Raw genomic sequence first — 12,222 nt, forward strand, 5'->3', positions numbered from 1 at the left:
CTTGTTGTCCCTTGACTGGGCCCGGCCGCCGCGCGGCCGGGCACGATGGGCAGGTCAGTACCGGTTGGCGATCGGAAGTTCTTCGGCCGGGAACAGGCTGATCACCTCGACGCCCGTATCCGTCACCACGACTTCCTCCTCGATCCGGGCAGCGGAATAGCCATCGGCGGCCGGGCAGTAGGTTTCCAGCGCGAACACCATGCCCGTCTTGATTTCCATCGGATGGTCGAGCGAGACCGCACGCGAGATGATCGGCCGCTCGTGTAGGGCCAGACCCAGGCCGTGGCCGAATTGCAGACCGAAGGCTGTCTCCTCGTTGGGGAAGCCGAACTCCTCCGCCTTGGGCCAGACTTCAGCCACCTTGTCGGTGGAGACGCCGGGTTTGATCATGGCGATGGAGGCATCGATCCATTCGCGCGCCTTGACGTAGGCATCACGCTGCGCCGGGGTTGCCCGGCCGATGTTGAAGGTGCGGTAGTAACAGGTCCGATAGCCCTGATAGGACTGCAGGATGTCGAAGAACGCCTGATCGCCCGGACGGAAATAGCGGTCGGTGAAATTGTGCGGATGCGGATTGCAGCGCTCGCCGGAAATGGCGTTGATCGCCTCGACATCATCTGATCCCATCTCGTAGAGCATCTTGTTGGACAGGGCGACAATGTCGTTCTCGCGCACGCCCGGCTTCAGTTCCTCGTAGATCATGTGATAGACGCCATCGACCATGGAGGCCGCCTGCGTCAGAAGCTGGATCTCGTCCCAGTTCTTGATCTCGCGCGCCGCCAGCATGATCTGCTGTCCGTCGACCACGTTAAGTCCCTCTGCCTGCAGCGCATGGAACATGGCGGTTTCGGCATAGTCGACGCCGACGGGCATATCCGCCATGCCGGCGTCCCGGATCAGCCCGGCAATTTCGCGGGCATATTTGCGCATCAGGCCGAATTCCGGCGGAATGGTGCCGCGCATGCCGACCACACCTGCCCGGCAATGATCCGGCACCAGCCAGTCCGAGAACTTCTTGTGGTGGACGGCGGCTGAACCGAAGTCCCACACGTAAGGGGCATCATCGCCCGTCAGCAGGCAGAAGCGGCACATCTTGTCCCGCTCCCATTCGCCGATCTTGGTGGCCGAGACGTAGCGGATGTTGTTGACGTCAAACAGCAGCAGCGTACCGGCGGGAGAGGCCTTCAGCGCCTCCCGTGTTCTGGCAAGGCGATACCGGCGCAGCCGATCATGGTCGATACGGCGTTCGAAATCGACGGATGTGTGCCCCCAGGCAGGCAAACGCCCCTCCCAGCGCCAATGCGGTTCGAGATCCTGCGGCGTCAGGAGGTTGGGTAACAGTGCGCGAGACATGGCTCTCTCCTTCGGATGCACCTGCGCACATCCGTCATGTGAAAAAGAATATTGTTTTTCAGAGTGTTACTGGATGCACCAGCCGCCATCGATGTGGATCATCTGGCCGGTCATGTAATCGCTGTCGGGGCTGGCGAGAAACGACGCGGTGCCCTTGATGTCATCCGGATAGGACACACGCTTGATCACCAGTTCGTTGTTGGCGATGTCTTCGTAGGCTTGTCCTGCCCGTTCCTTGAACCCGATTTCGACAAGATCCTTGTCGAGCTGTTCCCAAAGCGGTGTCACCACCACGCCGGGGGCATAGCCGTTGACGGTGATGTTGTGTTCGCCGAGCGCAACGGCCCCGCAATGGGTCAGAGCCAGGCAGCCATATTTGGACGTGCAATAGACGGTCACATCCACCAGCGGCTTGCGCGAAGCGATGGAGCCGACATTGATCAGCTTGTAGGGAAAATCCTGTGGCCCTTGCGCAATCATCTGCCGGGCGGTTTCCTGCATGCCCAGCCACATTGCCTTGGTGTTGACGCCCATGATGAGATCCCAGTTGTCCTCATCGATATCCATGAAGAAACGGGGCTTGTTGAGGCCGGCGTTGAAGAGGCCCACATTGATGCTGCCGAAGGCTTCGACAGTTGCCGACACCGCCGCGGCGTTGTCCTCGCGGCGGGTCACGTCCATCTTGACCGCAACCGCCTTGCCGTTGCCGGCCGCATTGATCCGCTCCGCGACGGCCTGGGCCTCGTCGAGGTCCAGATCACCAAGACAGATGTTGGCGCCCTGAGCTGCAAAATGCTCGGCGTTGGTTGCACCCATGCCGCGTGCGGCACCGGTAATCAGAACGTTTTTTCCCTTGAGCCGATTGGGGTCCATGAATTCCTCCCATTAAAGTTTTCCAGCCTCCCGCAGAAGTCGGTCGGCACGATCTTGAGCCATCTGCAACGCGGCTTTTGGCGTCTTCACGCCACGCAACATGTCGTGGCATTCCTCCCCGCAGATGCGGATGATGTCGTTGATTTCCGGGATCGGCGGTCGTGGCCAGAACTGCAGTTCATCCCGCCAGGACATGGCGTCCACCGCTTCAAAGATCGGGGACAGGCGCCGGACTTCCGGGTCCGCGCCAACCGAATAGCGCGGATTGGTGCGGCTGCCGTGTTCGACGTAGAGCTTTTGCGCTTCGGGCGACGTAAAGACGATCAGCGCTTCGGCTGCCGCCTCCAGCCGTTCCGGCGCGATATTGGCCGGAATGCCGAGCAGATAGCCGCCGACCGGGGCGATATTCTGCGCATTCGGGCCGGAAGGATGCGGCAGGAAACCAACCTTGCCGTGAGCCGCACAGGCCGGATTCTGTTCGAAGTAAGGAGCGAGCAAAGTATAGCCGTAGGCCATCGCCACACGTCCGCTGGCGAACGGACGGACGCGCTCGTACCAGGACATCGACAGGATATCTGGCGGCGAATATTGCAACAGCGCCATCAGGTATTCGGCAGCATCGAGTGCACGTTCGGAATAGATGACAGGCCGGTAGCCGCCGTCTGCCAGTCGTGAGGCGTCATAACCACCGGCCTGTTTGGGCAAATCCAGAATAGGCTGACCGAAGTCCGCACAAGTCATCATGAATGTATGGCCAAGCGCTGTCCCGCGTGCCGCGTTCCAGGCAATTCCGTATCTGCCCTGAACCGGGTCGTTGAGCCGGGCGGCGGCCTTGAGCAGCGCGTCCGTCGTGAGGGGCGGTTCAAGCCCTGCTTCCGCCAGCAGATCCTTCCGGTAAAACAGCAGTTCCGGCGTGGTCTGCGAAGGCACACCGTATGGCTTGCCTCCCCAGTGAGCTGCCTGCCAGCCGGCCGTATGAAAATCGCTCGGCTGAAGCCGCTCGACATCCAGCACTTCGTCCAGCGGCAGGAGATACCCGTTCTCGGCAAACTCGCCCAGCCACGGCAGGTCCAGGGCAATCAGGTCATAGCGACTTGTCGCCCTGTGGGCGTTCTTGACCGCTTCTTCGTGAAGCCGGTCGATGGAAAAGGCCCGCTGCTGAATGGAACACCCGACCACCTGCTCGAACTGGCGTTTCAGACCATGCATCACCATGAAGGTGGGATCACCATGGACCAGGACACGAAGATCGCCGGACAGTTTCAAGGGTTCAAGCAGGACCTGGGGCGGCTGGATTGTCTGGGCTTCCAGATAGGACCCGCCAAAATAATAGTCCTGTGTGCCGGAGCGCAGATCGGCAGACCCGAACGATTGCGCCGCCATCCTGCGGACACGGCTGCTGAACTGGGTCCATGCCTCCAGCATGTCGGCGCTCGGATGGAGGGAGTAGCTTCTGCCGGAAGACGTCCGCGGCCTTTGCTCGATCAGGCCGTTGTCGATCATCTCGCGCATGCGGCGGCTGGCTGTCGCGTAGGGAACGCCCGACGCGCCAATGAGCGAGGTCGGAGTCACCGCCTTCGCTTCCAGATGCCTTTTCACCAGATAGGTCGACATTTTGACATAGGGGTTCGGAGCAGATATCTCCAACAGACCATCCATCTCTTCTTCAAAGTTCTCCAGAAAGCTGAGAACCTGGAGGATTTCCGTCTTGGCCTGTTGCGTCAGATAAGTCTTTTCGCGAACCAACTCTCCCTCTTGCTGGTTCATCGCTCGGCTCCAGTTTTCCGGACGGGATGAACCACTGCTGCGTTTCCTCGTTTTGGATATTTTTTGGATCGACATTGAATGTCCTCCTAAGCGTGAGCGACGTGGCCGATTAGAAAAACGGCCAAAAAATCCATTTTGGATATAAGAACATCCATTTTGGATATTTTCGAGGGGGCGTCGTTCTGCCGAGGCGTGCAGGCTTTTGAGTGACGCTCACGGTGGGCGCATATCCGTGTCAGGAGGAGGCACGGTTCAGAATTCAGACCATTCGAAATGGTCTCTCAGGGAGGAAATGAAACGATGAACACTTTCCGTTCGCTGCTTGTCGCCACGACGGCTGTCGCAGGCCTGACCTTGTCTGGTGCAGCCGGTGCAGAAACGATGAAGATCGGCATCACGCAGAACAACGTCGGCGTCGACAGCTACCAAACCACCTATGAAAAGGCCTTCATCGCGGCAGCCGACGCCAATGCGGATGTCGAGACCGTCGTTCTGGACGCCGGCGGCGACGTCGCCCGGCAGATCGCCCAGATGGAAGACCTGATCCAGCAGGAAGTGGACGCGATCATCATCTGGCCGACGAACGGTGAAGCCGTCATTCCGGCCGTCCGCAAGGCCTTCAAGGCCGACATTCCGGTGATTGTGACCAACTCGAACATCGCCGAACAGGGCTTCGAGTTCGTGAAGTCCTTCTCCGGTCCGGACAACATCACCCAGGGTTCCCGTTCCGCCGAGATCATGTGCGACAAGTTCAAGGCCATGGGCATCGAGAACGAAGCCCAGATCGTTCAGATTTCCGGGCAGCCGGGCTACACGACTGCGATCGAACGCGCCAAGGGCTTCGAAGACCGCCTGCCGGAAGTCTGCCCGAATGTGACCCTGGTGGAGACCCAGCCGGGCGACTGGAACCGCGAAAAGTCCCAGAAGGTCATGGAAGCGTTCCTGGTCAAGTATGACGACATCGACGGCGTCTATGCCGGGGACGACAACATGGGTGTCGGCGCGCTGAATGCCGCCAAGGCCGCCGGACGTGAGGGCATCATCTTCGTCGGCGCGACCAATTTCTCCGTCGGTTACGAGGCGATGGAGCGCGGCGAATACTGGGGTTCGATCTACCAGTCGCCCGTTGACGATGCCGAAGCTGCCCTGCAGACGGCAATCGATATCCTGTCCGGCAAGGATGTTCCTTTCCTGAACTACTTCGACACGCCGAAGATCACCCAGGACAACATGGCCGAATTCGACAAGCCTGTCTTCTGAACCTGAAGGTCAAGCCCGACTGGGGCGCGAGCCAAGCCTTGCGCCCCATTTTTTCCCAATACATTGACCGGGAGGAAACCATGGGCCGAGTGTCCGGGCGTTCCTGTATCGTCACCGGTGCTGCCCGAGGGATCGGACGTGCCATTGGCGAAGCCCTTATCAACGAGGGAGCGGATGTCTGCTTTGCGGACATCAACGGCGAACAGGCAAGTGCCGTTGCCGAAGCCAACCGCAACCGTGCTGCCGAAACCGGCGCCGGGGTGACATGGGCTCAGGTCGATGTGACCGATCGTGAGCAGGTTCGTGCCATGATCGCGAAAACCGTTGCGACTTTCGGCAAGCTGGACGTCAAGTTCAACAATGCCGGCGTCAACAAGCCCATGAACTTTCTCGATGTCACGGAGGACAACTGGAACTTCATCATGGGAGTGAACGGCCTTGGGTGCCTGATCGGCATGCAGGAAGCCGCCCGCCAGATGATTGGCCAGGGCACCGGCGGCAAGATCATCAACACCGCGTCGGTCGCCAGTCGACAGGGGTTCGACAATGTCGCGCCCTATTGCGCCTCGAAATGGGCCGTGGTCTCGCTGACGCAATCCGGCGCAAGAGACCTTGCCAGACACAACATCACCGTCACAGGCTTCGCGCCGGGTGTCGTGGCTACCGAAATGTGGGAACAAGTGGACCAGGATCTTCTGGATATCGGCGCTGCCGAGCGGCCCGGACAGGCCATGGAGGAATTCTCCTCCGAGATCCTGCGCGGCCGGGTGGCGACACCGTCCGACATCACGGGAACGACCACGTTCCTGGCGTCACCAGAAAGCGATTACATGACCGGTCAGGTGGTGATGATCGATGGTGGCATGACGCTCGTTTGAAACTTTACAACAGGATGAGGGAGGGTCTGTTGTCCGACATATCAAGCAAGGCTGCCAGCCGTCCCGGCAGTTCCAAGGAAAAATCCATGAAGCCCTTCAGTCTGTCGGGCGTTGGGGGATTTCTGGCGAAACAGGGCATTCTGATCGCCTTCGCCGTCTTCATGATCGGCTTCACGATCGCCAACCAGCGCTTTCTCGACCCAGACAACATCATGGGCGTTGTCCGCTCCTCTGCAATCCTGGGCGTGATGGCCCTCGGCGTCACCTTTGTCGTCATCAGCGGCAATCTCGACCTGTCCGTCGGGTCGATGATGTCGTTTGCCACCATCGTCGTCCTCGATCTGCACGACAAGCTGGGGCCGTTGCTCGCCATTCCGTCCATGTACGCCATGGTACTGTGCCTGGGCGCCTTCATCGGCTTCCTCGTCGGATATCTGAAGCTGAATTCCCTGATCGTGACCCTTGGCATGTTGTCGGCGATCCACGGACTGACCCTCACCTATTCCGGCGGCAAGAACATGGATATTGCCGACAAGGAAGGCACCTGGTTCAGCGTGTTCGGCCAGTCGACCGTCCTCGGCATTCCGGTACCGATCCTGCTGTTTGCCCTTGTCGCCTCTGTTCTGGGGATCGTCCTTGCCAAGACACCGTTCGGTCGCAAGGTCTACGCAGTTGGAGGCAACGGCACCGCGGCAACCTTCTCGGGCATTCGCAGAGCCCGTGTCGTCTTCACCTGCTACCTCATGTCCGCTTTCTGCGTCGGTACTGCCGGTCTCATCCAGGCCAGCCGGTCACTGGGAAGCCAGAACACGGTTGGCCAGGGGCTTGAGCTTGAAGTTCTGGCTGCAGTCATCCTCGGCGGAGCATCGCTGATGGGCGGCTCCGGAACGATCTTCAAGACCGTTATCGGTGTCCTGATCCTCGGCTTTATCCAGAATGGCCTCTTGCTCGTCGGACTGCAGTTCTATGTCCAGTATGTGGTGACCTGGATCATCATCATTCTTGCCGTGTGGCTGGATATTGCCGCCAAACGCGGCAAGCTCTGGTCGCCGATCGCGTGAGGGAGGGATTGATGGAACCGGGAACCTTGAGCACTTTTCTGAAACGCGGCGCGATCTGGGGCTTCATTCTCGTCGAGCTGGTCTTCTTCTCGGTCGCGGGCGAATTCCTGTCGCTCAGTGACAAGGCCTTCATGGACGTGGACAACATGCTGCTTTTGTTCAAGCAGTCAGCCCCCATCGGGATCATCGCCATCGGCATGACGATCATCATGATCAACGGCAATATCGACCTCAGCGTCGGAGCGACCTTTGCCCTGAGCGCCGTCGTCCTGCTCGACAGCATGACCTGGCCGATTTTCGCCGGCCTCGGCGACGGCGTCATTCCCATTGCCTGGGGACTCGCATTGCTGACAGGGATCGTTCTGGGCGCTCTGAACGGGTTGATCGTCTGGAAGACCGGTGTCGATGCCTTCATCGTCACGCTCGGTTCCATGCTCGGCTATCGCGGCCTTGTGTTCATGTACAATGGCGAACAGCCCACATCTCATCTCAACTGGACGCTGGTTGATTTCGCTGAAGCCCATTTCCTGGGACTGCACACCGCCACCTGGTTCCTGATCGTCGTGACCGCCGTGATCTGGTTCGTGATGAACCGCACGATCCACGGGCGCAACGCCTATGCCATCGGCGACAACCGTTCTGCGGCCATCAATGCGGGTATCCGCGTCGGGCCACACATGATGATCAACTTCATGATCATCGGCTTTCTCGCCTCCCTGTCTGCCGTGGTGTTCTATTCGGAATCCGGCTCGGTCAATCCCAACGACGGCGAACTCTATGAGCTGTGGGTCATCACCGCCGTGGTTCTGGGTGGCACCAAGCTTACCGGAGGCGCGGGATCCGTACTTTCGACGCTCGGCGGCGTTCTGGCCATCCAGCTTCTGCGAAAAGGGCTTGGACACATCGGTGCCGACACGGAAACAGTCAATCTGGTGATCGGCCTGATCCTGATTGCCGTCCTGTTCCTCGACCGTCAATTGAACCTGAAAGGCAAACAGGAGCTGAGAATATGACCGGCACCACCCCAGCCTTGCGCCTGGAAGGCATCGTCAAGACCTTCCCCGGCGTGCGCGCGCTCGACGGTGTGTCCTTTTCCGTCCTGCCCGGTGAAGTGCATGCCCTGATGGGCGAAAACGGCGCCGGAAAGTCGACCCTCATGAAAGTGCTTGGCGGCATCTATCAGCCTGATGATGGCAAGATCATCGTCAGCGAGCAGCCGGTTGTCATGACGTCGCCACTACAGGCAAAAAGCAAGGGCATCGTCTTCATCCATCAGGAACTGAGCCTCGCCGAGGAACTGACGGTTGCCGAAAACATCTATCTCGGCGAACTGCCGCGAAAGAGCTTCGGCCGGGTCGACTGGCAAAAGCTGCATGAACAGACCAACCGCATTCTGGAGATGCTCAAAGTCGGCTTCGACGCCCGCACGCGTGTCGGCGATCTCTCCATCGCCAACCAGCAGATGGTGGAAATCGCGCGTGCCCTGACGGTGGAAGCCAAGGCGGTCATCTTTGATGAGCCAACCGCCTCGCTGACCGATGCGGAAAAGGTGGTTCTGTTCGATGTCATCGACAACCTGAAAGCCGAAGGCGTCGGCATCATCTACATCTCGCACCGGATGGAAGAGATCTTCAGGATCACCGACCGCATCAGCGTGCTGCGGGACGGACAGTATCGCGGCACACTGAACACCGCCGAAACCACCGAGGACGAGATCACGCAGCTGATGATCGGCCGCAAGCTCGACCTGTCACGCAACGCCGTCCATCACGAACTGGGTGATGTGGCGCTGGAGGTGCGGGGGCTCTCCTGTGGTTCGCTTTTCCGTGACATCAGCTTCGAAGTGCGCAAGGGCGAGGTTGTCGGCTTTTATGGCCTGGTCGGGGCCGGCCGCACGGAAATCGCCGAAACGCTGTTCGGTCTCAGAGAACCCAGCAGCGGCGCTATTTTCCTGAACGGGGAAGAAACTGCCATTCACTCGCCGGCCGATGCCATCGCCAAGGGTATCTCGCTGGTGCCTGAGGACCGCAAGACGCAGGGCCTCGTTCTGGGCATGAACTGCCGAGACAACATGACCCTGCCTCAAGTAGACGACTTGAAAGCCGGCCCATTCGTTGCCGAAGGCGCGGAGATCGCGATTTTTGACCAGTACCGGGACCGGCTCGACATTCGCACGCCCGGCTGGAAGCAGCTTGCCGGCAACCTTTCCGGCGGTAACCAGCAGAAGATCGTGATCGGCAAATGGCTTTCGATGCACCCGAGCGTTCTGATCGTCGATGAACCGACTCGCGGGATCGATGTCGGCAGCAAGTCCGAGATCCACAACCTCATCCGCGACCTGGCCAGCCAGGGCTATGCGGTCATCGTGATCAGTTCGGAAATGCCGGAAGTCCTGCATGTAAGTGACCGGATCGTCGCCATGTACAGCGGCGAAATCATCCGGACTTTCACCTCCGAGGAAGTTACCGAAGACAATCTCATCCAGGCCATTTCCGGCATTCGGCCGGACAAGGCCGCCTGATGCGGGTCGGATTTGCGGGGCTTGGCCGGATGGGCGTGCGCATGGCTGCCAATCTGGCCGCCACAGGTATGGATGTGAGCGTCTGGAACCGGACAGCTGGAACTGCACAGGCCTTCGCCGCCGCCCACAACGCCTTTTCGGCAGCCAACCCAAAAGACCTGGCTGAGCGGTCGGATGTGGTGATCACCATGCTCGCCGACGATGCTGCTGCTGAGGCAGTCTATCTCGGGCCGGATGGCTTGCTCGAGGCGTCAGGGGGCAGTCGGGTTCTGGCCGAAATGGGTACCATTTCCGTACCCATGGCAGAACGTCTGGCGCTATCGGCACGGAAGAAAGGCCGACGCTTCGTCGATGCGCCGGTTTCCGGTGCCACACAAGCGGCGGCGGATGCCAAGCTGCTCATCATGGCAGGAGCAGAAGCAACTGATGTGCCTGATCTGGCCCGCCTCTTCGAGGTTCTTGGCCGGAAAACCGTCTGGCTTGGCAAATCCGGCGCAGGCGCTGCCATGAAACTCGGCGTCAACATGCTCATTCATGGCCTCAACCAGACATTGGCAGAAGCCCTTACCCTGACCACGGCAGCTGGCATCCCAAAAGAACAAGCCTATGAGGTCGTTGAAAATTCGGCGGCTGCCGCTCCGGTTCTCGCCTATCGCAAGGGGCTTTATCTGGATGAGACTGCGCACGACGTTAGCTTCACGGTCGCACTTGCCCGCAAGGATGTCGGGCTGGCGCTGGAACTTGCATCCACGTGCGGTGTGGTCATGCCGCAGGCGGAACTCAATCATGCGGTTCTGAAGGCCGCCGGATCAGCCGGATATGACGACCGCGACATGGCTTCCATTCTTTCTTTCGTGAACAAGGGTCTGAAATGAAGGCAGTTCTGTTTGTCGGTGGCTGGGAAGGCCACACACCAACCCATTTCAGCGACTGGTACGCGGCCTTGCTTCGCGACAATGGTTTCAGCGTTACCGTCTACGATACGATGGAACCGCTGGAACGCCCGGAGGACCTTGCCGATGTCGACCTTATCACGCCTATCTGGTCCTCGGCCCGGTCGGGTCACCAGCAGGAATTCGGCAACATGACCAAGCCGCAGGAGGACGGGCTGCTGAAGCTCGTCGCCAACGGCTGCGGCATTGCCGGGTGGCACGGACATATGGGAGATGCCTTCCGCGACCGGCCGACCTACCACTTCCTGATTGGAGGCCAATTCGTCGCCCATCCTCCCGGTTGGCCGGACAATCTGCAGCCCAGGGAGGACTACATCGACTACGACGTGACGATCTGCAAACCAGACGATCCGATCGTCAAGGGCATCAGGAGTTTCCGCCTCAGGTCCGAGCAATACTACATGCTGGTCGATCCCTCCAACGACGTGCTGGCCACCACGACCTTCTCAGGCGATCATCTGTGGTGGATCGAGGGCACCGTCATTCCCGTTGTCTGGAAACGGCGCTGGGACAAGGGCCGAGTGTTCTACTGCTCCATCGGACACGAACTGGATGACCTGAAGATTCCCCAGGTGACGGAAATTATCCGTCGCGGTGCACTCTGGGCAGCAGAAGGCAAATCCGCTTAGTGCCCCGCAAAGAACGCACCCTTCAAGAACCATCAGCTTTGCAATAGGATATTCAAACTTTCACGATCGTCTGGCGCACCTGTGACTGCGCTGATCTGCGCGAATGCGGTTAATACACTGCAGGAACAGGGAGACGTTTTTGAAGTTTGATAGAAAGATCTTCTTCTGCCATATCCCGAAAACAGCCGGCACGTCGTTGCGCCTATCTCTGGAACAGGCTGTCGGAGACGCAGCCGTTGTTCCCTCTCAGGCGCAGATTTCCCATCATGGTGGCCGCTATCCGCCGCTTCACGAGGCCCTGCAGGAGCTTCAGGAGAAACCGGACTATCGCCTGTTTCGGGGACACTACGGCTTCTGGGTCCGGAAATATCTTCCAAAAGATACGCTGACGATCGTAGTTCTGCGTGATCCGTTAGAGCGTGTCCTTTCCCACATTCGACATTTTCTTGCAGATGGACGAATTACAGAGGCAGATGCGTTCGAAAGCCTTGATCAGGGAAGATTACCAATTCCCGACAATTCAATATGCAGATATCTCGGTGGAACGCCAATAAAAGCAGTAGGACAAGAGCTGTCAGACCGCTTCCTTGCCTCCAGATTTGATCCGATCGACGATCACGACAGCCTTTTCAAACGTGCTGTTTCGACAGGTCGCTCGGTGGATATCATGGGATTTACCGATGAAATGCCGGATCTCTATGAGAAGATCTCGCAAGAAACCGGCCTGCCCCTGACAATGCGGCAGGACAATCCGAGCCGCTATCCTGCGCTTTCGCTTTCAGATCGTCAGCTCGACACCGTCAGGAGACACAATCAACTCGATCTGCAGCTCTATGAGGCAATGCGAGCAGAGCGCAATTCCAACAAGTTGACACGGCTCCTAAAAAGAACAGGACTGTACCGAACCTGATCCGCTGCTACGCCCCT

The 12,222-nt window shown here is 59.1% G+C and carries 11 protein-coding genes; 8 read left to right on the forward strand and 3 right to left on the reverse strand.

All coding sequences use genetic code 11. The features are described from left to right. Positions 1-54: 54 nt before the first annotated feature. From FIU93_RS27245 to FIU93_RS27255, 3 genes are all read right to left on the reverse strand, one after another. Positions 55-1,353 carry a Xaa-Pro peptidase family protein gene (locus FIU93_RS27245; RefSeq protein ID WP_006933717.1) on the reverse strand — a complete coding sequence of 433 codons (1,299 nt, stop codon included), beginning with the start codon at positions 1,351-1,353 and terminating at the stop codon, positions 55-57. Between the two features lie 66 nt (positions 1,354-1,419). Next, positions 1,420-2,226, reverse strand: coding sequence for an SDR family oxidoreductase (locus FIU93_RS27250; RefSeq protein ID WP_152507320.1), 807 nt, complete (start codon positions 2,224-2,226; stop codon positions 1,420-1,422). Between the two features lie 12 nt (positions 2,227-2,238). Further along, positions 2,239-3,993 (reverse strand): extracellular solute-binding protein, encoded by a 1,755-nt coding sequence (locus FIU93_RS27255; protein ID WP_228148059.1) that lies wholly within the window; start codon positions 3,991-3,993, stop codon positions 2,239-2,241. A 300-nt stretch (positions 3,994-4,293) separates the two neighbouring features. Here FIU93_RS27255 and FIU93_RS27260 point away from each other — a divergent pair, with 300 nt between their 5' ends. The 8 genes from FIU93_RS27260 to FIU93_RS27295 all read left to right on the forward strand — a co-directional run bounded on the left by FIU93_RS27260 (position 4,294) and on the right by FIU93_RS27295 (position 12,205). Beyond that, the gene (locus FIU93_RS27260) at positions 4,294-5,253 is read left to right on the forward strand and encodes a sugar ABC transporter substrate-binding protein (protein WP_031269629.1); all 960 of its coding nucleotides are present in this window, start codon (positions 4,294-4,296) and stop codon (positions 5,251-5,253) included. Between the two features lie 80 nt (positions 5,254-5,333). Next, a complete protein-coding gene (locus tag FIU93_RS27265) occupies positions 5,334-6,131 on the forward strand; it encodes an SDR family oxidoreductase (RefSeq protein WP_152507321.1) in 798 nt (265 codons plus the stop codon). Positions 6,132-6,160: 29 nt separating this feature from the next. Then, positions 6,161-7,192: an ABC transporter permease gene (locus tag FIU93_RS27270; protein ID WP_228869438.1), complete on the forward strand. Its 1,032-nt coding sequence runs from the start codon at positions 6,161-6,163 to the stop codon at positions 7,190-7,192. An 11-nt stretch (positions 7,193-7,203) separates the two neighbouring features. Next, the gene (locus FIU93_RS27275) at positions 7,204-8,205 is read left to right on the forward strand and encodes an ABC transporter permease (protein WP_152507322.1); all 1,002 of its coding nucleotides are present in this window, start codon (positions 7,204-7,206) and stop codon (positions 8,203-8,205) included. Beyond that, complete coding sequence (locus FIU93_RS27280; protein ID WP_152507323.1) at positions 8,202-9,713, forward strand: sugar ABC transporter ATP-binding protein; 1,512 nt, start codon at positions 8,202-8,204, stop codon at positions 9,711-9,713. Before FIU93_RS27275 ends, FIU93_RS27280 begins: the two co-directional genes overlap by 4 nt. Further along, entirely contained in the window at positions 9,713-10,588 is an 876-nt protein-coding gene (locus FIU93_RS27285; RefSeq protein WP_152507324.1) for an NAD(P)-dependent oxidoreductase, read from the forward strand. Before FIU93_RS27280 ends, FIU93_RS27285 begins: the two co-directional genes overlap by 1 nt. Then, positions 10,585-11,295 (forward strand): ThuA domain-containing protein, encoded by a 711-nt coding sequence (locus FIU93_RS27290; protein ID WP_152507325.1) that lies wholly within the window; start codon positions 10,585-10,587, stop codon positions 11,293-11,295. The genes FIU93_RS27285 and FIU93_RS27290 overlap by 4 nt, the downstream gene beginning before the upstream one ends. 139 nt (positions 11,296-11,434) lie before the next feature. Beyond that, positions 11,435-12,205: a sulfotransferase family 2 domain-containing protein gene (locus FIU93_RS27295; RefSeq protein ID WP_173017422.1), complete on the forward strand. Its 771-nt coding sequence runs from the start codon at positions 11,435-11,437 to the stop codon at positions 12,203-12,205. Positions 12,206-12,222 lie beyond the last annotated feature (17 nt).

It is taken from the genome of Labrenzia sp. THAF35 (genome assembly GCF_009363595.1).
Lineage (GTDB): Bacteria > Pseudomonadota > Alphaproteobacteria > Rhizobiales > Stappiaceae > Roseibium > Roseibium algicola.